Origin of the sequence: Paenibacillus sp. JJ1722 (assembly GCF_048282685.1) — a bacterium.
GTDB lineage: Bacteria > Bacillota > Bacilli > Paenibacillales > Paenibacillaceae > Paenibacillus > Paenibacillus polymyxa_B.
Genome location: NZ_CP182500.1, coordinates 3,269,508 through 3,295,331 on the forward strand (window position 1 = coordinate 3,269,508; position 25,824 = coordinate 3,295,331).

The window sequence follows — 25,824 nt, forward strand, 5'->3', positions numbered from 1 at the left end:
CCCATTATCGTCGACTTCGTCGGCTGATTTTACCTGAACCGCTACGTGTTTTGGGCTTACTATAAGATCTACGCGGCGAATCAAATATGCTGGAACCGTCGCTGTCGCTCCGGTCACGTGAAATCGAGCCTCTGCTCGGTGAACTGCTGGACCCTCTGTCAAACAAACTTCCGCTTGATCCAACGCTAGAATCCGAGTTCTTTCCTCTACGGGTAACCGAACCTTTCCGCTCCACCGTAATCGGCGGAATTGCCTTTTTCTCCTGCACTGTAGGAGCACGATATTGGCCCTGAGAAGGTCGGTATACATCTCTGCTGGAGTAGCCTCGATAGGAGCCTGAACCACGCAACGAATCAAACAGAGCATCTAGTACAGTTGCGGTTAAGTATCCTTTTAGAAAGCTTGAACTGTAATTTTGTTCGACATACTTTTTACTGTCAATTTCAATGAGTGTATCTTCCTTCTTAGCTGGATCTTGCTGCAAATGGTACCACTCATCGCTATATACCAGAAACATCCGCTCATTGCTCTGCGGTGACATTTGTTCCGGTGTACGCTGTTCTTTCAATTCCTCCGCTACTTCCGGGACTGTCTTGCCAGCTGCCCGGTATACATACGAGGTCGAGTTTCCGCTGCCACTAACCGATTCCAGCGGATACGTATCTTTTACACTTGGCGCGCCGCAGCCGCTTAACACGGATACGAACAAGCTCAGCGCCACAATGACCTTTAATGCATACTGCCAGGTGCGTTTGCTCATGTGTAACCCTCTCCTAGCTTGCCCGAATAACCTTGACGTCTCCGGTAATCACTTCTTCTCCTTCATAAAGCATAAAGCGACCGTCCTGCCACTCTACTCGCAACAGATGGTAATCATCAGACTGGTACTGCCACACATGCTGCTCTCCACCCTGTCGGAAAGGAGCACGGCCCATGACGGTAACATGCCCAGAATACTGCTCCTCCAAATGATACGTTGTATCATCCAACTCTAAAATGGTCGGCACTTCCTCAGGGTTGTCAAGTCTGCCGTCGATGGCCTGATATAGTCCAAATTGCAGTGTTTCCCGTTCCTCAATATGAAGATAACTGACTTGATTACCATCCTGAAGCGTCAAAACAACGGCATTCCGGGCACGATTATGTACACGACCTACCACTTCATAGGTGACAAGCGACACTTCACAGATATCACCTGGATTTAAGTGAAGCATGCTTTTCTCTGCTTTCGGCGGCTCCGGCTTAGCAAATAGATTTGAAATTCGTTTCCACACACCCATGGTTATATTCCTGCCTTTCTTAGCCTAGAAGCATGCTGTAATGATCAAGGCGCCAACCAGATGCAGCGCTCCTGAAAACAGACCGAAACCAATTTTACCTTCCTGTGTCCCTTTATCCAGATCAAACTGAGCCCAGTACCGCAACAGCAGACGTACAATAACTTCCAAAACAAGCAGGATGACAAAGGCAATCACAGAATACACAAGCGCTTCGAGCAAATTATTAGCTGTAGCGATAGAGCCTGACAAGATATAGCCTTGTGCAACTAACTTCATAATCATTCGTACCGTTACGGCCATATTTCCAGCCTTCACTTCGGCAAAATCCTTATACTTCGTAAATAAAGAGTCGACATACATTAATGCGAAGATCAAAATTGCCCCCGCACCAGTCCATACAAGCATTGCTTTCATCGTTTCTAAAAAATGCATTTCATACCATCCTCCACATCTTCTTGACCTTCATATAATGTTTTACGCCTCCAGGCAGGGAAAAGCGAAGGAGAAAACGTTTCTCCTTCGCTTCCTGAGCAATCACCCTTGGCGGCACTGCTAAAATGTTCTTATTTATTTTCGTATTGCTTCAACAAAGCGGCAAGCTCATCGTCCACGGCGCTTTTCTTATCCAGCTCCTTGAACTCCTCATCCAACGATTTTTCCTTAGAAGACATTTCGTTGCTCGCTTCGGCACGTGCTTCTGCTTGCAGCATTTTTTCTTCCATACGCTTCAATCCGGCAGTTGCCGTATCAGAGCTAAAACCGTTCATAGCTTTGTTAATTTCAGTTTGCGCTTTAGCTGCATTATAACGGGCAACCAGTGTCTCGCGCTTGTTTTTCATTTCTGTCAGCTGTCTGCGCATTTCATCCAGCTTGCCACGCAGGTTATCGGCTGCAGCTTTGTTCTGTTCGTAACCAGCTTTGAACTCATTCATTTTTTGTTCAGCAGATTTCTTTTCTTCCAGCGCGCGACGAGCCAGATCTACATTTTGTGCTTTTGCAGCGGTATGTGCCTGTTCTTCGCGTTTCTTTACCAAAGCAGCCTGTTCTTCGTATTGCTGTTTGAATCTCTTTTCAATAGCAATTTGAGCGGCTACCGCTTTCTCTGCATCTTCCAGGTCCTCTTGCATATCACGAATGTATTGATCCGTCATTTTAATTGGATCTTCTGCCTTGTCAATAATGGCATTAATGTTGGACATCGTAAGATCTCTTAATCGTTTGAAAATAGACATGTGAAGTTCCTCCTAGAGTTGAATGCTTAAATTTTAAGCTCTGTACACATGTTTACGCAAGCTTTGCAAAGAGGGTTTCAAAAATATCTAAAAGCCGCGCAAATAAGGCTCTGGGATGTCGGCCTGTACTTTTAGCTCCCGCGATGCATGCAACGCCCAATAGGGATCACGCAGCATGGCACGGCCTATTGCTACCAGATCAGCTTCTTTCTGCTGAACAACCCGACGGGCGTCCTCATAATCATCCAGTAAGCCAACAGCAATTACAGGTACATTCAGCTTTTCACGGATGGTATGAGCCAAATCCACCTGATAGCCGGCACGCGCAGACGGGCCTCCGCCAGAACCAATCGGACCCTCACCACCAGAAGAGATATGGAAAATGTCCACACCCGCATCACGATATCGTTCCCCTACGCCTGTTATGTATTTCACATTATATCCATCCTCGACGTATTCTTTGGCAGAAATCCGCATAAGCACAGGCATATCAGCAGGAAGAACCTCTTTAACAGCATGTATGACCTCAACACCGAACAGTGACAAATCCTGCCCATATTCATCTTCTCTGGCATTTGTTAAAGGCGAATGAAATTGATGGATCAGATAGCCGTGAGCGCCATGTATCTCGACCGTGTCAAAACCTGCTTCCACCGCGCGGCGCGCGCCTTCTTTGTATGCCTGAACCAGTTCCCTGACTTCAGCTGTCTTTAAGGCGTGCGGCTCTTTAAAGCGTTCGCTAAAAGGAATCGAGGAAGGACCCACAGGTTGCTCAGCATCTTCAGCCTTGCGTCCAGCGTGGCCTAGTTGAATGCCAATTTTGGCACCATACTTGTGAACTTCCTCTACAATCTTACGATATGCAGGAATATGTTCGTCACTCCAAATACCCAAATCACGATCTGTAATACGTCCATCTGGATGGACCGCTGTCATTTCCACAATAATAAGTCCAGTGCCTCCTACTGCCCGGCTCACATAATGGACATGATGCCAATCCGTTGGATTTCCGTCCTTGGCCTCCACGCTGTATTGGCACATCGGGGGCATGACAATCCGATTTTTTAAAGAAAGCCCCTTTAATTGATAAGGAGTAAACAAGTCGGTCACTTTTATCCATCCTTCCTTCAATTCCATGTCTGTATAATTATGAATTGCATCCCCATTATACACCAGCTGTCACGGTATACCGAATTCGTTGTAAGGCTAAAACTTGCGAAAATGCTCCTGTTTTCGGTCATGTTTAAGAGAATATGTACGTTTAGCTCCATCATCTTCATTGATAATCGTTTCATCGTGGACTTCTTTCCAGTCGTTTATGAGCCGAACTTGGTAACCAGCATATTTTTAATAGGACAGGTACATAATAGTCGAGAGCACCACTAGGTATCACTGCACGGAAAGGGGGGATACATATGCCGTACAGGGGAGTGTTGCCAGGCTTGGCACTGTTACTAGCATTTTCAAGTTTACCCGTTCACGCGGATGCGCCTCCCAACATCGGAACGCCCCATCCCAAGGAAGCAGCTGTTACTTCTTCTGTACAACAGAGCACAGATCGAGCAACTCCTACATTAGCAATGCTGCGAAAAAAACATGCGGACATTTTTAAAATGTGCGGCCCACACACCCGCCAAATTGCCCTAACCTTTGATGATGTGCCCGATTCTAGGTATACGCCGCAGGTTTTGGACGTATTACACGCCAATGGCATCAAAGCTACATTTTTCATCGTCGGTCACCGTGCGGAAAAGCATCCGGGGATCATACGCCGTATTATCCGTGAAGGCCATGCTATAGGAAACCATTCCTATACTCATCCGGATTTTAGGAAGGCCACACCAGAACGCTTTCGCAACCAGATTACAAAAACAGAACGTATTTTACAAGCCAGCGCAGGTTTTCGCCCCAAGTTGATTCGTCCACCCTACGGTGAAATCACGGAGCCTCAAATCCAGTGGGCACGTCGTCATGGCTACATGATTGTCAATTGGAATGTAGACTCTCTCGACTGGAAGGGACTAAGTAAAACACAAATTCAGCGCAATGTGATCCCAGCTACTGGGCCTGGCTCTATTATTTTAATGCACGCAGGTGGAGGTCAAAGTTCCAACTTGCAAGGCACTGTCCAAGCTCTGCCGGGTCTAATTCACTCTCTAAAAGCTAAGGGCTACAAATTTGTGACAGTCCCCCGGCTACTCCACACATCGGAACAGAAATAACCATATGTTTAGGATTGAGCTACAAGCTAAAGCAACGTAAAAAGGCTGTCTTACCAGCAGAAGTTTTCTGCTCGTCAAGACAGCCTTTTTTATGGATAGGACCTGATAAGAGTCTGACCCAGTTATATGCGGTAGGATACAGGCATTAAGTTTACATAATATATATTATGTTTAATTAAACCGTATATACGTATAATGCTATTTATCAATAACGTACAGCTTCACATTTTGAAATCCAAAGTCGTTCACAAATGATTTGTTGCCAGGAATAAAGATATCAATCCGTTTTCCTGTAATGGCGCTGCCCTGATCGCGAGCGACAGCTACAAAAGAATGATCCGGCAAACCTGGGTGGGAATAGCCTGTAACCAGCACTTTCGTGCCCATCGGAATGACGTTCGGGTCTACCGCAATTGTACCTAGTTTAAGCGGATTGCCGTAGTAGTCCACTGCTCCCCATTTACCATTCTCATCGGCTGCGGCAGAATACGCAGTAGCCTTAACGTCAACTATTTTGCTATAGTTAAATGTTTTGCCCCACGCTTCAATCGTTGGCCCCTCATTCGCTGGTGCTTTCTCCGTAAGAAGCTGCGGCTTCGAATCCGAAGCTACATTCACACTTTTTTCACCAGGTACCTTAATTTGCAGACCTGCATATATATTGTTAGAGGCAATGTTTGGGTTCGCCTTCGTCAGCTCGTCCACTGATACTCCATAACGTTGAGCAAGCAAAAAGAAGGTATCGCCATCTTTGGCAGTATGAAGCGAAGCAGCATCCGCTACTCCAGCTGTCTGTGCCAGCCCTGCAATGGCTGCGGCAAGCACCGCAAATTTCATGGTTTTTCCAATATGTTTTAGATGTTTCAAAGATATGTACCTCCTCTGTTATGCCTGCGAAGTTAGCTGTCGGATTCGGACTCAGGAGAAGCCCTATGCTTGTGCAATTCACCCCTAGGCATATTCCATATCGTCTTATGACGTTTCGGAAAGACTGCCGTTGTTACGTCCCCCGCACTTCCCATAGTTTGGGCCCAGCATTCAGCGTTTGTCATAACCGCATGCTGTCCCGGTAAGTTTTGGCTTACTGCATAATATCACAATTTTGTAACCTTATCCGCATGAAAATGTTGGGAACCTTGAACATCATACTATAATCGTTACAATTTTGCCACCAAGAAATCGATATTTGTTACGAAAATATGGTGAAATGGTGACAAAAAAAGAAAAAGCCCTCCGTCAAACGGAGGGCTTTTTTATAGCTCATATCAGCACTTTCTTACAATACTTTGGCAAGAAAATCACGGGTGCGATCATGGCTTGGAGTACCAAATACCTGCTCTGGTGTACCTTGTTCCACAATTTGACCGTTATCCATAAAGATGATTCGATCGCCTACCTCGCGGGCAAAGCCCATTTCATGCGTCACGATTACCATGGTCATGCCGCCTTCGGCGAGCTTCTTCATTACATCCAGAACCTCTCCAACCATTTCAGGGTCCAATGCAGAAGTCGGCTCATCGAACAGCATTACGTGCGGCTGCATGGCCAAAGCACGCGCAATCGCAATACGTTGCTTCTGACCACCGGATAGCTGGTTCGGATAGGTATTCTTCTTATCCTCAAGCCCTACGGTACGCAGGAGTTCTAGCGCAATTTTTTCCGCTTCCTTCCCTGACTGTCTTCTAACCTGCGTTGGTGCAAGCGTCAGGTTCTGCAACACTGTTTTATGCGGGAACAGATTAAAATGCTGGAACACCATCCCCATCTTCTCCCGGGTTACATTAATATTATGACCACGAGCTGTAATCGGCTCGCCCTCAAACAAAATCTCCCCGTCCGTAGGCTGTTCTAGCAGATTCATGCAACGTAAAAACGTACTCTTCCCCGAACCGCTGGGACCGATGATGACGACGACTTCACCTTTGGCGATATCTATATCAATGCCTTTTAAAATCTCATTCTTGCCGAACGATTTACGCAGTTGTTTAACGGTGATCACTGGCTCTCAACTTCCTTTCCCATAAACCCAGCAGCTTAGACAAGCTGAATGTCATTACAAAATAAATAGCGGCTGCGATTACGAACGGACTTAATCCTTCGTAGGTAATGTTCTTAATGACCTGGGCCTGATACATAATATCCACCATCCCAATGGTCGAAATAATGGATGATTCTTTAATGATCGTAATAAACTCATTACCGATAGCAGGCAAAATAGATTTAAACGCTTGCGGCAAAATGACATGACGCATAGCTTTGCCTCGTCCCATACCCAATGAACGGGCAGCCTCCATCTGTCCACGGTCTACTGCCTGGATACCTGCACGGAAAATTTCAGCCAGATATGCCGAGCTATTCAGAGACAATGTGATTATACCAGACTGGAGTGGAGTAAAATTGACACCCAGCGTCAAAGCAACCCCGTAGTGAATAATCATGAGTTGCACCAGCATAGGTGTGCCACGCAGTATCTCTACATAAGTGGTACCTAACCACTCAATGATGCGTACTCCACTCATACGTAGCAAGGATATGATCAGACCAATGATGAATCCGAACAGTACTCCGAGCGCAGACAGCAACAAGGTGTAGCCGATACCCGTAGCGTATAAACTGCGGTATTTCCAAAAAATATCTACAATGTTATTAGAAGAAACCTGACGATCCGCAGAAAGTGCACTCGCTTCCGTGGAAAACTTCTCAATCGACCCGTCTGCTTTCAGGCGAGCCAACGTTTTATTTACAGAAGCAAGCAATTCTGCATTCCCTTTACGGATACCCACAGCTGTTTCTGCTCCCGCATCCTCAGGCACAGCCTTGGCAAGGGTTACGGTACCGTCTAACGTGTATCCTTTAGCAACCGTATCTTCGATCACGACAGCGTTCACACGCTGGGTCCGCAGCTGGAGTACCAGGTCAGATATTTTATCCAGTGAAGTTACAGAGGCATTGGGCACTTTTTGAGCAATCTCTTCCTGAATACTTCCCTTTTGTGCTCCGATCTTCTCGCCTTTCAAAGCATCCATCGTCGGATATTTGTCTTTATCCTCTGGGCGTACCATGATGACTTGCTTGGAGCGATAGTATACATCCGAAAAATCAATACTCTTTCTGCGTTCATCCGTTGGTGTCATACCGGACAGTACCAAGTCTACACGACCACTTTGCAGAGCAGGCAGCAAAGAGTCAAAACTCATGTCTTCAGGGACCATCTCCGCATCCAAATCTTTGGCGATTTCCTTGGCGATATCCACATCGAACCCAACAATGGTATCCTTACCGTTAATGACTTTATGAAACTCATACGGCGGAAAGTCGGCACTCATGCCCACTACAAGTTTTTTCTGTGGCTTTGCTTCCGTTCCGTATGCATTGAGCATGGGAAGACCAGTCAACAGCAAGATAACCGCCGTCAAAACCAGGGCGGTAAAACGATATGCCTTTTTCAATCTTTTTTTCTCTCCTTAAATTCTTTATAATAAATAAGATTGTGTCATTATAAATGAATATGCATGATTATGCAATGAATGTTATAGTACAATTTCAGCATACCTAACGCAGTACCTACATTACAGCTTATATAAAGGAGTTTTCAGCATGGATTTTAAACAGACCATTCAACAGACCATTGAGCAGCATGCCCCACGGTTTAAGAACATTTCGTTATATATTGGCGCAAATCCTGAACTTGGAAACGAGGAATTTCTGGCCGCTGCCCGTTTAAAAGAAGAACTGGTTTTTCACGGATTTGAGGTCCAGGCACCTGTATTGGGCATAGAAACAGCCTTTATTGCAACTTACAAAGCTGCAAAACCCGGACCGGTTGTCGCTTTTCTGGCAGAATATGACGCTCTGAAAGGTCTAGGACACGCCTGTGGGCACCATCTGATATGTATGATGAGTACCGGTGCTGCCGTCGGCCTCAAGTCGATCATCGACGAAACTGGTGGAGAAGTACGGGTATACGGCACACCTGCCGAAGAAACACGCGGTGCAAAGGTTCCGATGGCCGCTGCCGGGTTGTTTGATGATTGTGACATAGCACTTATGACGCATCCTTATGACAGTTACGAAAAATCAGGCAAATCTCTGGCGATTGATGCTGTACAATTCGAATTTTTTGGTCAATCTGCTCACGCGGCTGCCAGCCCGCACGAAGGCATTAACGCGCTGGACGCTGTGATTCAAACGTTCAATGGCATCAATGCGTTCCGTCAACAAGTAAAAAGTACAGTGCGTATCCATGGGATCATTAATCAGGGTGGGCAAGCAGCCAATATTATTCCTGATTACGCCTCAGCCCAATTTTATGTGAGAGCCGCTACACGTCAAGAACTGAACCCGCTGACTCGCCGTGTTATTCAAATTGCTGAAGGAGCTGCTTTACAGACCGGGTGTCGTTTGGAGACCTCCAATTATGAGACTTCTTATGATGAAATGGTCACGAACCGTGTACTTTCCGATGCGTTTACCGCAAATTTGGTGCAGGCTGGCATTTCACAAGAAGATATAACGGAAGGCGAAGATCACGGCTCCATGGATATCGGAAATGTATCGCTTCATTGCCCTGCTATCCATCCTTACATTCAAGTTATTGACGAGAAGCATGCCTTGCATACACCAGAATTCCGCGATTTGACGATGCAGGACCGGGCCATGGAAGGAATGCTGCTGGCTGCGAGAACTTTGGCATGGACTGCTTGCGATGTAATCACGAATCCTGAACTGCTAGCCCGGATAAAAAAAGAATTCGCTCTGCTGAATAACGAACGCTAAATCTTAATTCCGTGTTCTTTCAGAAAGGAGTAGTCAGCCATCATGGATAGTATGAGCAGCTTTTGGACGTTGTTTATTGTGGTGATCCTCATCATTTTTTGGTTTATATTCCGTGCAATACGCAGAAACCGGGGAAACAGAAAAACACGGAGCCGGAATGCTTTTTTCCTCAGCTCCCCATCCCCTTCGTCCCTTGCGCAGGAGCGTCATCCAGAGATTACAGAGCTGATGCAGCTACTGGAGCAATCCATTCCCGCCTCCTATGCTCATAGCGTAAGGAGTCGTGTAATCGAAGCCCACCCTGAGCTGACGGAGCAAGAATATGATTGGCGCTGGCATGAGCTAAAACGATATTTTATGCTATGCGCGATTATGAATCGAGTGCCTATGTTCAGTAGTGATGTGGATGAATTATGGCACGAAATGTTGATGTTTACGCGCGAATATCAGCAATTCTCGGAAGCTTTTTTTGGTCGTATGCTTCACCATGCTCCTCATTCCGGCGGCTCTCAGCCGATGCCTGAGGAGCGGGCGTGGTTTGACTGGTTGTATGTAGAATGCTTTGGCTGGAACCGCTATAGCGCCAGTTTGTGGGGAACTTTTTTTAATCATCCATTACCGAGCGACGAGCTTTCGCGCTATTACAAACTCACAACTTCCGCGCAGCCAGCAGGTGACCGCTGGAATATGCAGGAGAATATAGCTATTTCACAGCAGGCCCAACAAGCGGTTCATAAGATTGTACGACATCTGCGCGAGCGGGTGAATAAAGCGGTGGATGATCCTGAGGGTAAGCAATTGCCTAAGGTCAACTATTTGCAGGTCGACTACTTGTTATTAGCTGTTGTGTGGTATTCATGGTATCAACCTGAACAATTTGCCATACACATGCACCCGGATGCTACAGGTAATGCCGTATTAGCTAGCTCATCCGGCTGTAGCTCGGCAAGCGGCTGTTCGAACTGGGATACGCATCACTCGCACCATCATTCCCCCCATGACAGCTCTCATCATGGAGGCTCTTCTCATCATGATTCAGGCGATTCTGGTAGCCATTCTTCGTGTAGCAGCGGCTCTTCATGTGGAAGCAGCTGTGGTGGCGGGGGCGACTGATCATAGCAAAAAGGGAATTCCTCAGCCAGAAAACTTGGCTAAAGGGATTCCCTTTTTCTTTAACATGACTGGGGTGTTCCTATTCTATTCAGTCCGTTTTTGTTAGCAAATGGTAAATATCTATATACGCTTCGGCTGAAACATCCCAACTATATTCTCCTGCAAAAGCCGTCTGTGTAAGCTTCGACCAATGCTCAGATTGGCGATAAAAATGAACAGCACGACGAATGGTGTTCAGCATATCATGTGCATTGTAGTTCGTGAAACTAAATCCGTTTCCTTCACCTGTGGATTCATTGTAAGCCTGCACAGTATCGTTTAGGCCCCCTGTTTCTCGTACAATAGGGATACTTCCATAACGAAGTGCCAGCAGTTGGCTGATCCCACAAGGTTCGAACCTTGATGGCATAAGATACATATCGCTTGCCGCATATATTTTTCGTGACAGAGGTTCGCTAAAAGCGAGCTGCGCCGACATTTTCAGTGGATAGCGTCCCGCTGCCTCACGGAACCAATGCTCAAAAGCCGGATCCCCTGTTCCCAGCACGACAAACTGGATATCATCATAATACAAGATTTCGTCAAGCACTCTTGTTACCAGATCTAGCCCCTTCATATCTACAAGCCGGGTTACCATGGCAATCATAGGTACGTCTGGCCGCACCGGCAGACCCAGCTCCTGCTGCAGGCCAATTTTGTTTTCCTTTTTCTTTGTCAGATTCGTTCGGTACTTCGTATAAATACGATTGTCCGTGGCAGGATTGTAGCTTTTGGTGTCAATTCCGTTCACAATCCCCGTTAAGCGACCCTGATCTCCCAATTTACGAAGCAGACCCTCCAGCCCATATCCGTAAAATTCCGTTTGAATCTCCTCTGCATAGGTTGGACTCACGGTCGTGACATGATCCGAGTACGTAAGCCCACCTTTCATAAAATTCAGTCTGCCATGATACTCCACACCCTCGGGGGTGAAATAGCTCCCATCCAGGTTGAGCAGCTCAGTTAAGACCTCATACGGAAAATCCCCCTGATACAGCAGATTATGTATCGTAAACACCGTGCGAATATCACTGTAGAAGGGCAAATGTCGATAATCGGCATTCAGAAGCAGCGGAACCATCGCCGTATGCCAATCATGACAATGCAAAATATCCGGCCGAAAGTTCAGTTCAGGCAGCACTTCTAAAATCGCCCGGTTAAAAAAGGAAAAACGTTCGCCATCATCCATATAACCGTAAATACCGTCACGACCGAAGTAATACTCATTGTCAATAAAATAAACCTTGATTCCGTCTAATGTCAGTTCCTCTATTCCACAATATTGATTACGCCAGCCTACGGCTACTTGCTTCACCGCTACCGGACGCAGAGACTTTTTATAAGTATCGGGAATCCCCGCATATTTAGGTAAAATGATTCGGACGTCGCACCCCGCCTGACGAAGTGCCTTCGGCAGTGCGCCAATGACATCAGCCAACCCGCCTGTTTTAATAAATGGATGTGCTTCTGCTGCCGCAAACAAAATGTTCATATGTGCTTCCTCCTTATGTGTTTAATCTGCTTTTTTAGGCCTCCGAGGCGCTTTCTTGAGTATAACGATGCTCAGGGGTGGTATGGTCACCTCCAAGCTGTGAAGCTGTCCGTGGCAAGGGATGGGGGCGGTCCGTATTATTCCCGTATTCAGCTGGTCCCTTCCCCCAAAGTCCTTATGATCACTGTTCAGCAGTTCGATATAACTCCCGGCCTTTTCCAGCCCAATTCGGTAGTTCTCTCTGGGCACGGGCTGAAAGTTAATAAGCACGACCAGTGTATCTCCCGGCTTTTTACTTTTACGTAAATACGTAATTACGCTCTGCCCACGGTCCTCCGCCTCAATCCACTGATATCCATCCCACGAATGATCCAGTTCCCATAATGCCTTTTCCTGAATATACAAATGATTCAGCGCTTTCGTAAAAGCGTGCAGCGAACGGTGACTGTCATAATCCAGCAGAAACCAGTCAAGCTGCTCCTCATCCTTCCATTCGATGAATTGGCCGAATTCCCCTCCCATAAATAAGAGTTTTTTGCCCGGTGAGGTGATTTGGTAACCGAGAAGCGCTCGAAGCCCGGCAAATTTTTGCTCATAGCTACCCGGCATTTTATCAAGCAACGACTTCTTACCATGAACAACCTCATCGTGCGACAACGGCAGTGTAAAATTCTCGCTGTACGCATAAGCTATGGGGAATGTCAGCAAATTATGGCGCTCCGGCCTCTGATCGAAATCCGTTTCGATATAATCAAGCGTATCGTTCATCCAGCCCATATTCCATTTGTAATTAAAACCGAGTCCTCCATCGCTTACCGGGGAAGTCACCATCGGCCAGGCACTGGACTCCTCTGCCATCATCAGAGCATACGGATAATAGCGGAATACTGTTTCATTCAGTTGTTGAAGAAAGGCAATAGCCTCCTCATTTTCAATGCCTCCTTTAGAGTTAAAACGATATTGACCGTCCTGCTTTTCAAAATCCAGTCGTAGCATACTCGTCACAGCATCTACGCGCAGGCCGTCAATATGGTACACATCCATCCAGAATAGCGCATTAGATATCAGGAAAGAACGCACCTCCGGCTTGCTGTAATCAAACGTCAGTGTTCCCCAGCCGGGCTTTTCCGCAATCAGCGGATCCGCGTATTCGAACAGGGGCGATCCGTCAAACAGCCTTAATCCATGAGCATCTTTTGCAAAATGGGCTGGGACCCAATCCATCAGCACTCCAATTCCCGCCTGATGGCAACGATCCACCAAATACATAAAATCATGCGGTTCTCCATACCGGCTTGTGAGTGCAAAATATCCGGTGAGCTGGTAGCCCCAGGAAAGATCATACGGATGTTCACTCAGCGGCATTAGCTCAATATGTGTATACCCCATATCGGTCACATAAGGCACAAGAAGCTCAGCTATTTCCCTGTATGTATAAAACGTACCATCTTCTTTTTGCTTCCAAGTGCCCAGATGAAGCTCGTATATGTGCAGAGGCTTTCCATAAGGTGCTCTACGTTTTCGGCGCCAAATCGCATCGTTCCAAGCATAACCATCTATAGAAGCTACCACAGAAGCCGTTGCCGGTCTCACTTCAGCACGTACCGCGTAAGGGTCTGCTTTCAGAAATCGTTCACCGTTTGCACCCGTAATTTCGTATTTGTAAAAAGTTCCTTGGGATATCCCCGGAAAAAAACGACTCCAAAAACCGGATTTGGGAACCCTATATAAGGAATCCTGTTCCCCATTCCAGTTGTTGCGATCTGTAGCAAGCCCGACATGGAGAGCATGAGGAGCCCAGACCGTAAAGCGGACGCCCTGTTCTCCGTTCTCCACAGTAAGGTGGGAACCCAAAGATCGGTAGCTGTGATAAAGCGTTCCTTCATGAAACAAATAAATATCTTCTGATGAAATAGCCTGTTGCGGAAGAGTTTGGTCTGTCATCACGTCACCACCCTTATATGTTTTGTAGGTAAAAATGTATGAATCGGTAATGCATTCGCTTTTGGGTCAAAGCTGACCTGAGTTATTACCCCATTCTAGCCACAATGAACAGAAAAATGACTAGGAAAAAAATAAACCTTAGTTTTGGGGGAATCTTATATACCTTATGGTTTCAAGAGTACCCCATACCGTTTATGTATGTACTACACTGACAACTAAACCGGGAGGGAAACGAAATGTTTAATAAAGAATGCATTGCCATGCTGCTGGCAGGCGGAGAGGGACGCCGTCTTGCTCCCCTTACTTCAACGATTGCAAAACCCGCCGTACCTTTTGGCGGTCATTACCGGATCATCGATTTTCCTCTCAGTAACTGCGTAAATTCAGACATTGATACTGTAGGTGTACTGACGCAATATGAGGCAGAATCCTTGCACGAACATATCGGGGATGGAACACCATGGGGTCTTACAAAAACAGATGACAAAGGAATTACCCTGCTTCCATCTTATAACACAGGTAACGCTGAATACTTAGGAACGGCAGATGCTATTCATAAGAATATCGAATATATTGACAGCCAAAATCCGGAGCATGTGCTTATTTTATCCGGTGATCATATTTACTATATGAATTATCGTGAAATGCTAAACCACCATAAGGAAAAAGGAGCTGCGGCTACCATTTCTGTCATGGAGGTACCTTGGGATGAAGCACACCGTTTTGGTGTTATGAGTGCCGATGAAGATCTGCGTGTCACAGAATTTGCAGAGAAACCGGAGAAACCGGAAAGTAATTTGGCCTCTATGGGGATTTACCTTTTCAAATGGGATTACTTAAGAAATTACTTGTTAGAAGACGCACAGGATGCTCAATCCAGTCATGATTTTGGTAAAGATATCATCCCTAAAATGTTAGCGGACCAAGAATCCTTGTACGTTTATGAATTCCAGGGCTATTGGAAGGACGTGGGTACCGTTAAAAGCCTATGGGATTCACACATGGATTTGTTACAGGATGATTGTGCTATCGACCTTCAACGCAAGGACTGGCCGATGTATACACGTGAACGCCGCACAAGGTTGAGCGCACAAAAGGTACCTAACCTTCAAACACAACCATTGGGCAGCTTGCTGCATGATTCCTGCCAAGTAGAGGGCCGAATAGAACGCTCCGTTGTATTTAGTGGTGTCGAGGTAGGTAAAGGATCAGCCATCAAAGAAAGTATCGTTATGCCTGACACACGCATTGGACGTAACGTCCATATTGAACATGCGATTATCGGTGAAGGTGCTGTGATTCGCGATGGTGCTGTCATTAAAGGTAATCCGGGCGAAATTATGGTTATCGGACCCAATGAAGTGGTATTTGGTAAAATGGCGGTACGACCGCAAACTACGCGTATGCTGAAAGAAGCTTACGAGCGCAATACACGCTTGCGTGCCGAAGGTTTTACTTCATAACGTTACCCCCAAATTAAAAACAGCCAGCCCTCCCGATTTGAGAGGACTGGCTGTTTTTCTAGTTAAATCTATACAATGGGCCTTTTAAATCAGCCCTTCAGTAAGTTGTGATGGTTTCATTACCTGCTCTGCTTGCAGAGCAGGTAATGAAACCGTAATCGTAGTTCCAGCCCCCAGTTCACTTCTGATGAGCATCTGACCATGATGGCGCTCGATAAACTGTTGCGAGATTGCCAATCCCAGTCCAGTACCACCGTTTTGGTGGTCTACCTGGAAAAAGCGGTCTCTGACTCTGGCAAGATTTTCAGCACTAATTCCAATCCCTGTATCTTGTACGGATATCTCGATATTGCCATCAATCCGTTGTAGAGACAGGAAAATAATTGAGCTTTCATGCGAAAACTTGATAGCATTGTCCACAATGTTCAAAAACACCTGTTTTAGACGGTTACCGTCTCCATGGACGAGATATGCCGTTTCCTCCGAATCCAGCTGAAGTTTTATCTGCTTCATTTCTGCTTTGGCCCATACGTTCAGCATAATTTCCTGCAAAAGCTCCCGTAGATCCACCGTTCCCATCACAAGCTTCATGGCATTCTGCTCCAGCTTGGAAAAATCGAGGATTTCCTCCACCAAGCCAATCAGTCGATCCGTCTCTTTAGAAATAATCTTCATCCCGATTTTCGTCTCTTCCGGGTCATAACCGCCAGAATTTAACGTTTCACTCCAACCTTTAATAGATGTAAGCGGAGTACGCAATTCATGAGATATGGATGATATAAAATCATCCTTGATTTGATTTGTTCTGACAATTTCCTGTGCCATATAGTTCAGAGTCGAAGCCAGTTCACCCAACTCATAGCGATAATCGCCTTCAATGCGTGCATCAAACCTCCCCTGAGCCATCTGAGCAGATACATCGCGGATATTATTAATTGGTCTAACAATGGAATTCGCGAGCCCTGTACTGACCACAAATACAATAACCAGTACAGCTGCCATGATGCCAAGAGAAAACAGCGTAATCGTAAACAACTTATCATTTACCAATTCCAGCGAAGTCGTATACCGAATAACATACACCTGGTCTCCGACGATATTGTCCAGTTTTTGAGATACCGCCATCACCTGCTGCCCCGTACTCGGTTGCTTTCCGATCCATTTGCCCGTATCTCCAGCTAATGCTTGTGTCACATCACTTGTTTGCACACTTAGATCTGCTGCAAAATTAGTCGAGTTATCAATTACATTTCCCTGTTCATCAAGCAACTGCAGTTCAGTGAAGGGCAGAGAAAATGTATTTAACAAATACGATTGCAAAGACTGTTCCGGCTCTTTGAATTTGGGTGCAAATTCACTTACCGATTCGATACGGCTTTCGATATGTTTGTAAATGGAATCGTAATAGTACGACCGGAGTGCAAACATAAAAATGACTTCTACTAACAGAAGCGCCAAGAACACTACGAAAAAATAGTGAAGCACAATCTGTCGGCGAATCCCCTTTTTGATCATTGAGACTGACCTTTCCATTTATATCCATGTCCCCACACTGTTTGTAAAAAAGCTGGCTCAGATGGATTGTTTTCAATTTTCTGCCGCAAACGTCGGATGTTCACATCCACAATTTTCGGATCGCCCATATATTCCTTGCCCCATACGTGATCAAGTAGAACATCTCGGCTGAGCGGCGTGTTTTCTTTTTCGAGAAAAAATTGAATCAGGGAAAACTCAGTCGGTGTCAACTCGATCAGCTGCCCGCTCTTCTTAAATTGCTTAGCAATCAAATCTAGCGTAAACGGTCCAGACTGGAAGGACACTTTGGCTGCTGTTTCACGATGTACATTCACCCGACGCAATAACGATTGAATACGTGCAATCAGCTCCGTCGGGCTAAAAGGTTTACTCACATGGTCATCGGCCCCTACAGACAAGGCATACACCTTATCCTGCTCCTGTACCTTCGCTGTGAGAAAAATAATGCCGATGCGCTCATTCGTTTCCCGGATTCTCCGACAGACTTCAAAACCATCCATACCGGGTACCATTACGTCAAGCAGTGCAATATCAATATCCCGCACCGTGTTCAAAATATTCAGAGCCTCATGCCCTTCCGACGCCTCCAGCACCTCAAAACCGTTACGTTTCAAGTTAATGACAATAAAACTGCGAATGGATTCCTCGTCTTCCATGATTAAAACTTTACTCACTCTACTCTACCTGCCTTTCCCCCATCTTGTTTTTTATGGTTTTACGCGGTTCCAGCTCACTGGATCGCTTAATGCCAATGACCTGCGCATTCGTTCGCCACAGTTGGCTATACCCTTCGTTGTTTCGCTCCCATTGTGACAACGAGAAAAATTTAATTTCCGCTATCGTTTTGTCTGTATCATCCAAAATGAAGCGCAAATAGCTGTCCTTCTTCGAAACTTTCGGATCAATCGTCACCTTGCCATGCAGCTCTTTCGGTAATCTGAAGTAGACCTGTTCATTAGAATCACGATACTGCTGCTGCTTAAAAATCGTCCCTTTCGCCCCGTCCCACTGATAGAACGACACAAAATATGGAACCTCATCCAGCGGCTTGTTACTCCAACCTTTTGGCTTCTCCAAATTACCAAATTCCAGAATACCGTCACCATCCACATCACCACTGGCGATGGTCGCATCCTTGAAGGTGACATCCATAAGATTAAGCTTCCTGAGCTTGCCGTTATCCATCACAATGACATTGGAGACGGTAGTGGTCTGGGCAATTTTGGTGTCTATAACAATCCCCTGCCTACCCTCGGCTACCTTGCCAGCAACGACATTATAGACACCTAAGACCTGACTGTCCAAATCCAACGATCCGATTTCCTTAAAGGTTCCCCCACTGAATTGAAATGTTTTAACTGTAAAGAATTCATTACGTCGCAGCGTGATAATCGTCAAATCATTCAAATTATCCCCGTTCAAGTCCATCTTGTTATGGTTAAAATCATCTACGACGAAGTCCGTATAGCCTGTAGCATATATTTTCTCCAGAGTTCCTCCGGTATAGGAATACACGATGAGTCCCTTCTGATCCCCGCCATCGCCACTATCTCCACTGGAAAAACCCGCTACAATATCGAGTGTTCCATCATTCGTTAAATCCACGAGCTTAAATGACTCTAGCACAGTGCCTTCCCCATCAAACGTTAGCTTCTTTACCCACGTTCCGCCCTGATCTTCAAACAAGGCACCATGTATTTTTACGCTCTCATCTGGCGTTTCATAAAAGAGCACTGCTTCGTCTGTGCCATCATTGTTCAGATCACCCGTCCGAATTGGCGTCGGGTCATCTGGGTCATTCGGTCTTAAAGGCTGTACCGCCCCTAGTTGCGTATTCACTGCACCATTCAACTGCTGTTTCTCGTCAGACATCGTCGGTGTCTCCATCAGCGAAATGGGATCGCTAATAACATTACAGCCGCTTAAAAATCCAGCAAGGAGCAGCAAGGAACAGCAGCCAGCTACCATTCTCAACAGCATTATTTTCACTTCTCTTGCCGTCCCCTTCACAATTTGTTCTTTTCTGCTTGTGTCAATCGTCTTCCCTGAATATCAAACACCAATTCACCATCATTCAACCCCCATATACGGGAAGCAAAGCGTTCAGCCATTTCCAGCGGCAATACAGTAATGATCGTCACCCGCTCGTCAGAACACAGCTTGCGAAAGGTCTCCAATACATGCGCTGCCGAAGCTGGATCAAGTCCATTTACAGGCTCATCAGCTAAAATAACTTTGGCTCCGTGCACGAGAGCACGCGCAGTCGCTACCCGCTGCCGCTCGCCACCGCTGAGCTTGTCGCATTTATCATGCGCCTTATCCAGCAGACCCAGATCCTCCAGTACGTCCATCGCTCCCATGTAATCGTCGGAACGCACCATACCGGTCACCATTCTCCACATTGGAGTTTGACCGGATCTGCCAATGAGCACATTTTTAAGAGCGGTTCGATTCATATTTAGATGCGGGTTTTGCTCCAGGTATGCCCATTCCCGCTTTATTTTCATCTTGCCCGTCCACCCGGATTTCAGCACATCATTGCCACCTACAATTAAACTGCCTTCATCCCATGGCTCTAGTAAAGCAAGACAGCGAAGCAACGTCGTTTTGCCGCTTCCACTTGGCCCTACTATGGCAATGAATTCGCCCTGATGAATTTCAGCATCAATTCCTCGAAGTAGCTGGGTCCGTTCAGGCCCCACTTGCTTGGTCAGCTTCCGAATTTTAATCATCTAAGTGATTCCCCTTTGCGCGCCATCAATACTGTTTATATTTTATAGTAAATGTGAAACAAATACCATGCAAACCGCAGTTTTAAACCGCCGGTACTCTTTTTCTGGAAAACAGACCTAACAATCCGAAAACAACGTAACTACCTCCAAGGACAAGAAACATGCTGCCTTGAGTTCCATAGTCCAGCAATCCTCCGCTAATATTAGGTCCGATCACACTTCCCAGATTAAAGTGAAAGGATGCCAGTACATTAGCGGCTGCTAAAAATGATTTGGGCAGCAGATCAGCGGCATAGGCCAAACCGAGGGAGAAAAAGGAGCCTACTAAACCACCTGCTAGGGTCAGCAATATCAAAGTGAACATAAAATGATTACCGCTCCATGGTAGCAACATAAAGGTCATTCCCCCTGCTATACCTACGCTCATTAGCACCTTTTTACGTCCCCAACGGTCACTCAATATCCCTAGCGGTAGCTGCAGCACTAACCCTCCCAAACTGACGAACGGTAGCAAGACGGCGATTTCATCGGTATGAAAGCCAATACGTAGGCCATAGACTGGAAAGTTACTGTTCAGGCTCGCTTCCATATAGCCGTATAGAAATGCTGGCAAAAGAGCGTACCATGCCCAGCTGTAACTGCGACGAAATCTTTGAGTGGGACGTGCCTCGGACTCCAGCTTCTCCGGTCTAGAGTCTGGCAGCTTAATTAACACCAACAGCAAGACAAGCAAGCACAATAAGGCCAACGCAGCGAATGGAACCAGCATTCCATAATCGAATAGCCATAATCCCAATGGTCCTAATGCAAAACCCAGACCGTATGACATACCATAAAAGGAAATGTTGCGGCCTCGCTTCTCTGCTGGAGTCACCAGCAATATCCATAGCTGCGCAGAGTAGTGCAGTGCACTGTCACCAATACCTACTAGCAGACGCAGTACGAACCATACCCGAATATCAGGGATTAGCGGGAACAGCAGCAGCGTAATGAGCACTAGCACAAGCCCTCCGGCCATCAGCTTTTTGAACCCCAACAAGCCCAATGTCCGTTCTGCCACCAACGTCATTGCGAATGAGCCAATATACAGGGCAGCCGCATTCATTCCGTTTAGTGAAGATGAAACTCCCATTTGTTCCAACGAGATAGACAGAATAGGTAATAATAAACCTTGGCATAATCCAGCAACAATAATAACAGCAATTAAAATAAAATAATGAACCCGTAACGACGACGACATCCTAGCTCCTCCTGATCGAACAAATAAAATAATTAAAATCAATGTTAAGAAATGATTTGCATTTGATTCCATAATCAATAATAATTCTTATCACTATGTATTCCATACCGTCCTGCAAAACCGACAAACACATACAAATTCAGGTGTAATTAGTGTATTAAAGAATAGAAGAAAAAAATCGCCATCTGAGATGACGATTTTACGGAAAGAGCTTGTCTGGTATGTATCCGACTCCTTTGGTTAAGGAGCCTCGTATGTTCAATCCGAACCCATTCACGTCACAACGCACTATTTCATATTATAGTGGACAATCCCTGGCAGAACAAGCCATAATAAATAAGTGAGCAATTATTAAAATGCTCATGTTTTGCTTATGGACGGGCTTAATTACGTTCACCGCTCTGGGCTAGAAGACAGAATAGGAGGCATTGGGTTCCATGAGTTATCAAATTAAAATAGACACTTCTCCAATTTATGAATTGCTCGGCAGCTTCATGGCCTATGTGACTAAAAAGTGGGTCCAAGATATGGACTTGGGCCATGAATGGATCGATAAGGTAGATGCACGACTACAACTTGAAGTTCGTACTGAGCTTGCTACAGCTCAGGATTGCCCTTTTAGCGATTATGACGCACTCTATGCCTGGGCGTTACTTCGACCGGAATCGGATGAAATATCTGATTATATCTCTTATTTGGACCACGGTCCGGATAAAGATATGTTTGAGCTGCTCGTTCCGCATATCCCTTTTTTAACCTTTGAAGAATCTTTACGCATTCGTAAGGTATACGCACCACTCCTCAGATTGTGGGATCGTGATTATTTTCGGGCCTTGGAAGGCGAACTACGTGTGTTGGCAGAAGAAGACGCTGCGGAAAAGCGCATGCTACTGAGTAAAATGGAACCAGAAGCACTGGTTGAGTATGCGACAGCTGGACTAGTCGTGCCACACATGGAAGACCTGGATACAGTAGTCCTATTTCCGGTTGTCCATAATCGCCCGATTAATTCATACTGTTTTTATACCCGCACACTGCTGATCCAGTATCCGGTAGATATTCCCGAGGAGAGCGAGGAAGAACCGCCTACGCTTCTGCTACGGCTCACTCGTGCGGTCAATGATCCGCAGCGGCTGCGAATTCTGCGTTATGTAGCTCAAGGTCCTAAGTCTCTCGAAGATATGCGCCATGATTTGAGCCGTTTGGAAGATACACTCATGTCTGATATGATGATTTTACGAGTGGCTGGTCTGCTCCGTATTCACATCGGACGTTATCATAAGGAAAAATTCAGCATCCGTCCCGATGGCGCGGCTGATTTACAGGTATTTTTGGAATCCTATATTGGATTGTAATTTAAATTGTACTTTTAGTTATAACCAAAGCAGCGTTAAAGCTTTGGCTTGGAAGGAGTATGCATCATGTCGTATCCGAAGCAGCACATTTTATTTGATCTTGATGACACCTTAGTCCACTGCAACAAGTATTTTGACCTTATCCTCAACCACTTTTTCGATTTGCTTCAGGAATGGTTTGCAACTCATAATCTAACGAAAAATACGATTCGTGAAAAACAAATCGAAATTGATGTGGCTGGAGTTCATCAAGTGGGCTTTGCCAGCGAGCATTTTCCACAATCTCTGATAGATACGTACCAATTTTTCTCGGAACAATTCGGACGCCGTCTCGATTTTCGGGAAGAGCAGGAGCTTCGCTCTCTTGGCCGAAGTGTGTACGAACAGGAAATCGAACCGTATCCAGGCATGGTCGAAACGTTGAACTCCCTCCAAAAAGCAGGGCATTCCCTCCATCTTTATACTGGGGGTGAGCAGATCATTCAAGAAAGAAAGATTGAACAAATGAAACTGGCTACCTACTTTAATGAGCGCATCTACATTCGCCAGCATAAAAATGTCGAAGCACTGGAAGAAATCATCCAGATGAATCGCTTGGACCGAAGCATCACCTGGATGATCGGGAATTCTCTGCGCACTGATGTATCTCCAGCCCTTGCCGCAGGTATTCATGCTGTATATCTCAAGCAGCCAAAGGAATGGATTTACAATATGGTTGAATTGCAAAAAAACGTGAACTCCGTGATGTATACGATACAGAAGCTAACGGAAGTACCACGGGTTATCCACGAAAGCATACAATTGCATCAACAAAAAAGGACCCTCGGATAGGGTCCCTTTTTTTAAAAAAAAATGTTATTCAACCTTTGATTCAGCCAAAATGGTGGTCTAAACCCTGTCTCAGGATTCCTCTCGAACGCTAAGTTGTCCTGTACCTGGTTCATTCAGAACAATTCGCGCTTTGACGGTCGATCCATCTCTACGCTTAAAAGACAACAATTGCGTCTGTCCCTTCGTCAACAGAGATTTGAGCATCGTTCCGGTAATCTGCTTTCCAGCATATTCCTTCCAGACGACAAAGCCACAACCCTGCTTGTAGTGGCTGCACCCATACCCTTTGCGGCCTTCTATAATGCTTCCGCCGCAATTAGAGCGTGGGCAGCTACCCAAAGCTTGCCTTTGGCTCACCGAAAAGCCTGAGGCTCCTTCGGAGGAGCTGCGTGCAGCGGAACCCGCTGTTCCCGCAGCACGACTTGCTGGTGCTGCTGCCTGCTCCAGCGTTGCGCTTCCACCGCGTCCTGATGAAGCACGCCCCACCCCTTTAGCGGCGGTGCCTCCACTCGCGCGTGCATTACGTGCGCCTTCTTTTCCAGCTGCACGCTTTCCCCTTGCTTCCTCGCCAAAGGCATTTGCCGGAGCCGGTGGCTGCTGCCTCACCTTGTCAATGATGGACAACGTAAATCTTTTAACGTTATCCATAAACTTCTCTTGAGCCGCCTCTCCTTTGGAAATTTGGTGTAGACGACGTTCCCATTGACCAGTCATCTCCGGCGAGGCTAATAGATCAACCCCAGCATGACGGATCAGGTCAATAGCCATCTTTCCCTTTTCCGTAATAAGAATCTTTTTGCCCTTCATTTCAATATAGCCAACCTTTTTCAATCGTTCAATTGTGGCGGCCCGCGTCGCAGGTGTGCCTAAACCGGCGTCCTTCATGACCTCACGCAATTCCTCATTCTCCATCTGTTTGCCCGCGCTTTCCATCGCCTTAAGCAATGTACCCTCCGTGTAGCTTTTAGGGGGCTGAGTCGCCTTTTCTTTCATCTCGGCCCGAACACAATCCACGGGACGCCCCGCATCAATCTCAAACTTCTTATCCGTCCACTCGTCCGTTTCCTCTTCATCCTCTTTTTTCGGTGATTTGCTCTTTTTACCTTTATCCTGATCAACCTTACTTAAAACTACTTTCCAACCCAAGGAAAGAAGCTCTTTGATATTTGTTTTAAACAGATGCTTGTCCACCTGCGTCATTACGGTATGCATTTTATATTCAGCAGGCGGGAAAAAATGTGATAAAAACCTGCGAATAACCAGGTCATATACATTTTGCTCCTCCTTGCTTAGCGTTCCTGGCCTTTTTAACGTCGGCAGAATAGCATGGTGATCCTCAACACGAGATGGATTGCAGACCGATTTATTTTGTTTATGGACCAAATTGGGGTTGGCTTGTTGTACCAGATCAGCATAAGGACCTGTCCCCAGCATCCGTAGTGCCTTGTGCATGCCGTCTATATTTTGCTCTGTCACATAGTTAGAATTGGTACGCGGATAGGAAATGACCTTGTGACGCTCATAAAGCGCTTGTGCCACATCCAGTGTTTTTTTGGCCGAATAACCGTACTTGGCATTCGCCTCGCGTTGAAGCAGCGTTAAATCGTACAATTTAAAAGGATACTCTTTTGTCTGCTTAGTATCATATTTGGTGATTTTACCTGTTTTTCCACGAACGGCCGCAGCGATCGCTTCAGCTTCCTCTGGCTTCGTCAACCGATCCCCCTGCCACGCACCTTTGTACTTGATCTGATCTTGCTTAAATTCAGCCCATACATCATAGAAGGTTTGAGACCGAAATGCCTCAATTTCCTTTTCCCGGTCATGAATCAGTGCCAGCACGGGAGTCTGCACCCGTCCTACTGACAGCAGTGTATTATGTCGTGTTGTGAACGCTCTGGAAGCATTCATTCCGATCAGCCAGTCCGCTTCACTTCGTGCCCTCGCAGCTTGAGTCAGAAATTCAAACTCCGAAGCATCTCGCAATCGTTCAAAGCCTGTCGCAATACTTTCCGCTGTCAAATCTGAAATCCACAGCCGCTTAACTGGCTGATGCAACTTCAATTGCTGCTGAATCAACGCAAAAATATATTGCCCTTCCCGTCCAGCATCACAAGCATTTACGATAGCATTGCAGCGTTTAGCCAGTTCACCAATCATTTTCAGCTGATCTTTTGTTTTCGGATTCGGTACAATTTTGAACTGCTCAGGGATAATAGGAAGATCCTTAATATTCCATCGTTTGTACTTATCATCGTATGCATCCGGCTCAGCCAAACCCAACAAATGTCCGATCGCCCAGGTTACAATGTATTTCTCACCTTCCAAATAGGTACGGTTATTTTTAGCCCGCGGCTCCATAACAGCGGCAATCGTCCGTCCCATATCTGGTTTCTCAGCAATAATCAACGTCTTCATTCATACTCCATTCCTTCCTGACGGCCTTCTGTTTCTCCTCCATGAATCATACATATACATGGAATGTTAATGAAAACACAGGTATCCTGGCCTCATGCAAAAGGAGCCTTCTCCCGATGAAAGCTCCTTTGTAAATTCATTTAGTCAAACG

General features: G+C 46.0%; 22 protein-coding genes and 1 riboswitch. Of the genes, 6 read left to right on the forward strand and 16 right to left on the reverse strand.

Annotated elements, in window-relative coordinates:
- Positions 1 to 4: 4 nt before the first annotated feature.
- The 5 genes from ACM1ND_RS14325 to ACM1ND_RS14345 form a co-directional block, all read right to left on the reverse strand.
- On the reverse strand, positions 5 to 760 hold the full coding sequence (locus tag ACM1ND_RS14325; RefSeq protein WP_028541696.1) for a DUF4247 domain-containing protein: 756 nt from the start codon (positions 758 to 760) through the stop codon (positions 5 to 7).
- Between the two features lie 13 nt (positions 761 to 773).
- Positions 774 to 1,280 (reverse strand): DUF4178 domain-containing protein, encoded by a 507-nt coding sequence (locus tag ACM1ND_RS14330; protein ID WP_007432513.1) that lies wholly within the window; start codon positions 1,278 to 1,280, stop codon positions 774 to 776.
- A gap of 24 nt (positions 1,281 to 1,304) precedes the next feature.
- Positions 1,305 to 1,712 (reverse strand): DUF350 domain-containing protein, encoded by a 408-nt coding sequence (locus ACM1ND_RS14335; RefSeq protein WP_013310484.1) that lies wholly within the window; start codon positions 1,710 to 1,712, stop codon positions 1,305 to 1,307.
- A gap of 131 nt (positions 1,713 to 1,843) precedes the next feature.
- The gene (locus ACM1ND_RS14340) at positions 1,844 to 2,512 is read right to left on the reverse strand and encodes a PspA/IM30 family protein (protein ID WP_013310486.1); all 669 of its coding nucleotides are present in this window, start codon (positions 2,510 to 2,512) and stop codon (positions 1,844 to 1,846) included.
- A gap of 87 nt (positions 2,513 to 2,599) precedes the next feature.
- A complete protein-coding gene (locus tag ACM1ND_RS14345; protein ID WP_418026187.1) occupies positions 2,600 to 3,622 on the reverse strand; it encodes an NADH:flavin oxidoreductase/NADH oxidase in 1,023 nt (340 codons plus the stop codon).
- Positions 3,623 to 3,927: 305 nt separating this feature from the next.
- Between ACM1ND_RS14345 and ACM1ND_RS14350 the strand changes: the two genes are divergently transcribed.
- Positions 3,928 to 4,734: a polysaccharide deacetylase family protein gene (locus ACM1ND_RS14350; RefSeq protein ID WP_418026188.1), complete on the forward strand. Its 807-nt coding sequence runs from the start codon at positions 3,928 to 3,930 to the stop codon at positions 4,732 to 4,734.
- A gap of 198 nt (positions 4,735 to 4,932) precedes the next feature.
- Here the strand turns inward: ACM1ND_RS14350 and ACM1ND_RS14355 are convergent, their stop codons facing one another.
- From ACM1ND_RS14355 to ACM1ND_RS14365, 3 genes are all read right to left on the reverse strand, one after another.
- Entirely contained in the window at positions 4,933 to 5,601 is a 669-nt protein-coding gene (locus ACM1ND_RS14355; protein WP_418026190.1) for a 3D domain-containing protein, read from the reverse strand.
- A gap of 6 nt (positions 5,602 to 5,607) precedes the next feature.
- A riboswitch (cyclic di-AMP (ydaO/yuaA leader) is annotated at positions 5,608 to 5,776 on the reverse strand.
- 234 nt (positions 5,777 to 6,010) lie between these two features.
- Positions 6,011 to 6,733, reverse strand: a complete 723-nt coding sequence (locus tag ACM1ND_RS14360; RefSeq protein WP_013310491.1) for an amino acid ABC transporter ATP-binding protein — start codon at positions 6,731 to 6,733, stop codon at positions 6,011 to 6,013.
- Entirely contained in the window at positions 6,720 to 8,183 is a 1,464-nt protein-coding gene (locus ACM1ND_RS14365; protein WP_023988953.1) for an ABC transporter substrate-binding protein/permease, read from the reverse strand. Before ACM1ND_RS14365 ends, ACM1ND_RS14360 begins: the two co-directional genes overlap by 14 nt.
- 148 nt (positions 8,184 to 8,331) lie before the next feature.
- Between ACM1ND_RS14365 and ACM1ND_RS14370 the strand changes: the two genes are divergently transcribed.
- Together ACM1ND_RS14370 and ACM1ND_RS14375 are read left to right on the forward strand one after the other, a co-directional pair.
- Complete coding sequence (locus tag ACM1ND_RS14370; RefSeq protein WP_071558666.1) at positions 8,332 to 9,510, forward strand: M20 family metallopeptidase; 1,179 nt, start codon at positions 8,332 to 8,334, stop codon at positions 9,508 to 9,510.
- Between the two features lie 42 nt (positions 9,511 to 9,552).
- Positions 9,553 to 10,623 (forward strand): hypothetical protein, encoded by a 1,071-nt coding sequence (locus ACM1ND_RS14375; RefSeq protein ID WP_068942605.1) that lies wholly within the window; start codon positions 9,553 to 9,555, stop codon positions 10,621 to 10,623.
- Between the two features lie 88 nt (positions 10,624 to 10,711).
- On the opposite strand, the gene glgA is transcribed toward ACM1ND_RS14375, so the two are convergent.
- Together glgA and glgB are read right to left on the reverse strand one after the other, a co-directional pair.
- On the reverse strand, positions 10,712 to 12,154 hold the full coding sequence (glgA, locus tag ACM1ND_RS14380) for a glycogen synthase GlgA (protein WP_418026191.1): 1,443 nt from the start codon (positions 12,152 to 12,154) through the stop codon (positions 10,712 to 10,714).
- Positions 12,155 to 12,175: 21 nt separating this feature from the next.
- A complete protein-coding gene (glgB, locus tag ACM1ND_RS14385; RefSeq protein ID WP_068942610.1) occupies positions 12,176 to 14,098 on the reverse strand; it encodes a 1,4-alpha-glucan branching protein GlgB in 1,923 nt (640 codons plus the stop codon).
- Between the two features lie 236 nt (positions 14,099 to 14,334).
- On the opposite strand from glgB, the gene ACM1ND_RS14390 reads away from it, so the two are divergent.
- Entirely contained in the window at positions 14,335 to 15,561 is a 1,227-nt protein-coding gene (locus tag ACM1ND_RS14390; RefSeq protein WP_418026193.1) for a glucose-1-phosphate adenylyltransferase, read from the forward strand.
- A gap of 84 nt (positions 15,562 to 15,645) precedes the next feature.
- Here ACM1ND_RS14390 and ACM1ND_RS14395 read toward each other — a convergent pair whose 3' ends face one another.
- The 5 genes from ACM1ND_RS14395 to ACM1ND_RS14415 form a co-directional block, all read right to left on the reverse strand.
- A complete protein-coding gene (locus ACM1ND_RS14395) occupies positions 15,646 to 17,076 on the reverse strand; it encodes a sensor histidine kinase (protein WP_418028032.1) in 1,431 nt (476 codons plus the stop codon).
- Positions 17,073 to 17,771: a response regulator transcription factor gene (locus ACM1ND_RS14400; protein WP_023988960.1), complete on the reverse strand. Its 699-nt coding sequence runs from the start codon at positions 17,769 to 17,771 to the stop codon at positions 17,073 to 17,075. Before ACM1ND_RS14400 ends, ACM1ND_RS14395 begins: the two co-directional genes overlap by 4 nt.
- Before the next feature lies 1 nt (position 17,772).
- The gene (locus tag ACM1ND_RS14405; protein ID WP_310165795.1) at positions 17,773 to 19,107 is read right to left on the reverse strand and encodes a hypothetical protein; all 1,335 of its coding nucleotides are present in this window, start codon (positions 19,105 to 19,107) and stop codon (positions 17,773 to 17,775) included.
- A complete protein-coding gene (locus ACM1ND_RS14410) occupies positions 19,104 to 19,829 on the reverse strand; it encodes a phosphonate ABC transporter ATP-binding protein (RefSeq protein ID WP_023988962.1) in 726 nt (241 codons plus the stop codon). Before ACM1ND_RS14410 ends, ACM1ND_RS14405 begins: the two co-directional genes overlap by 4 nt.
- 82 nt (positions 19,830 to 19,911) lie before the next feature.
- Positions 19,912 to 21,069 (reverse strand): MFS transporter, encoded by a 1,158-nt coding sequence (locus ACM1ND_RS14415; protein ID WP_418026194.1) that lies wholly within the window; start codon positions 21,067 to 21,069, stop codon positions 19,912 to 19,914.
- Positions 21,070 to 21,506: 437 nt separating this feature from the next.
- Between ACM1ND_RS14415 and ACM1ND_RS14420 the strand changes: the two genes are divergently transcribed.
- Together ACM1ND_RS14420 and ACM1ND_RS14425 are read left to right on the forward strand one after the other, a co-directional pair.
- Positions 21,507 to 22,424: an ArsR family transcriptional regulator gene (locus ACM1ND_RS14420; RefSeq protein ID WP_310165809.1), complete on the forward strand. Its 918-nt coding sequence runs from the start codon at positions 21,507 to 21,509 to the stop codon at positions 22,422 to 22,424.
- Positions 22,425 to 22,490: 66 nt separating this feature from the next.
- Positions 22,491 to 23,255: an HAD family hydrolase gene (locus tag ACM1ND_RS14425; RefSeq protein ID WP_028541704.1), complete on the forward strand. Its 765-nt coding sequence runs from the start codon at positions 22,491 to 22,493 to the stop codon at positions 23,253 to 23,255.
- A gap of 69 nt (positions 23,256 to 23,324) precedes the next feature.
- Here ACM1ND_RS14425 and ACM1ND_RS14430 read toward each other — a convergent pair whose 3' ends face one another.
- Positions 23,325 to 25,673 (reverse strand): DNA topoisomerase 3, encoded by a 2,349-nt coding sequence (locus ACM1ND_RS14430; protein ID WP_418026195.1) that lies wholly within the window; start codon positions 25,671 to 25,673, stop codon positions 23,325 to 23,327.
- Positions 25,674 to 25,824 lie beyond the last annotated feature (151 nt).

What these genes read in the sequence shown, in the direction of transcription:
- ACM1ND_RS14420 (WP_310165809.1), top strand. Translation starts at nt 21,507, where the DNA reads ATGAGTTATCAAATTAAAATAGACACTTCTCCAATTTATGAATTGCTC.
- glgB (WP_068942610.1), bottom strand. Translation starts at nt 14,098, where the DNA reads ATGACAGACCAAACTCTTCCGCAACAGGCTATTTCATCAGAAGATATT.
- ACM1ND_RS14350 (WP_418026188.1), top strand. Translation starts at nt 3,928, where the DNA reads ATGCCGTACAGGGGAGTGTTGCCAGGCTTGGCACTGTTACTAGCATTT.
- ACM1ND_RS14430 (WP_418026195.1), bottom strand. Translation starts at nt 25,673, where the DNA reads ATGAAGACGTTGATTATTGCTGAGAAACCAGATATGGGACGGACGATT.
- glgA (WP_418026191.1), bottom strand. Translation starts at nt 12,154, where the DNA reads ATGAACATTTTGTTTGCGGCAGCAGAAGCACATCCATTTATTAAAACA.
- ACM1ND_RS14425 (WP_028541704.1), top strand. Translation starts at nt 22,491, where the DNA reads ATGTCGTATCCGAAGCAGCACATTTTATTTGATCTTGATGACACCTTA.
- ACM1ND_RS14375 (WP_068942605.1), top strand. Translation starts at nt 9,553, where the DNA reads ATGGATAGTATGAGCAGCTTTTGGACGTTGTTTATTGTGGTGATCCTC.
- ACM1ND_RS14335 (WP_013310484.1), bottom strand. Translation starts at nt 1,712, where the DNA reads ATGCATTTTTTAGAAACGATGAAAGCAATGCTTGTATGGACTGGTGCG.
- ACM1ND_RS14370 (WP_071558666.1), top strand. Translation starts at nt 8,332, where the DNA reads ATGGATTTTAAACAGACCATTCAACAGACCATTGAGCAGCATGCCCCA.
- ACM1ND_RS14395 (WP_418028032.1), bottom strand. Translation starts at nt 17,076, where the DNA reads ATGATCAAAAAGGGGATTCGCCGACAGATTGTGCTTCACTATTTTTTC.
- ACM1ND_RS14390 (WP_418026193.1), top strand. Translation starts at nt 14,335, where the DNA reads ATGTTTAATAAAGAATGCATTGCCATGCTGCTGGCAGGCGGAGAGGGA.
- ACM1ND_RS14325 (WP_028541696.1), bottom strand. Translation starts at nt 760, where the DNA reads ATGAGCAAACGCACCTGGCAGTATGCATTAAAGGTCATTGTGGCGCTG.
- ACM1ND_RS14330 (WP_007432513.1), bottom strand. Translation starts at nt 1,280, where the DNA reads ATGGGTGTGTGGAAACGAATTTCAAATCTATTTGCTAAGCCGGAGCCG.
- ACM1ND_RS14415 (WP_418026194.1), bottom strand. Translation starts at nt 21,069, where the DNA reads ATGTCGTCGTCGTTACGGGTTCATTATTTTATTTTAATTGCTGTTATT.
- ACM1ND_RS14340 (WP_013310486.1), bottom strand. Translation starts at nt 2,512, where the DNA reads ATGTCTATTTTCAAACGATTAAGAGATCTTACGATGTCCAACATTAAT.
- ACM1ND_RS14410 (WP_023988962.1), bottom strand. Translation starts at nt 19,829, where the DNA reads ATGATTAAAATTCGGAAGCTGACCAAGCAAGTGGGGCCTGAACGGACC.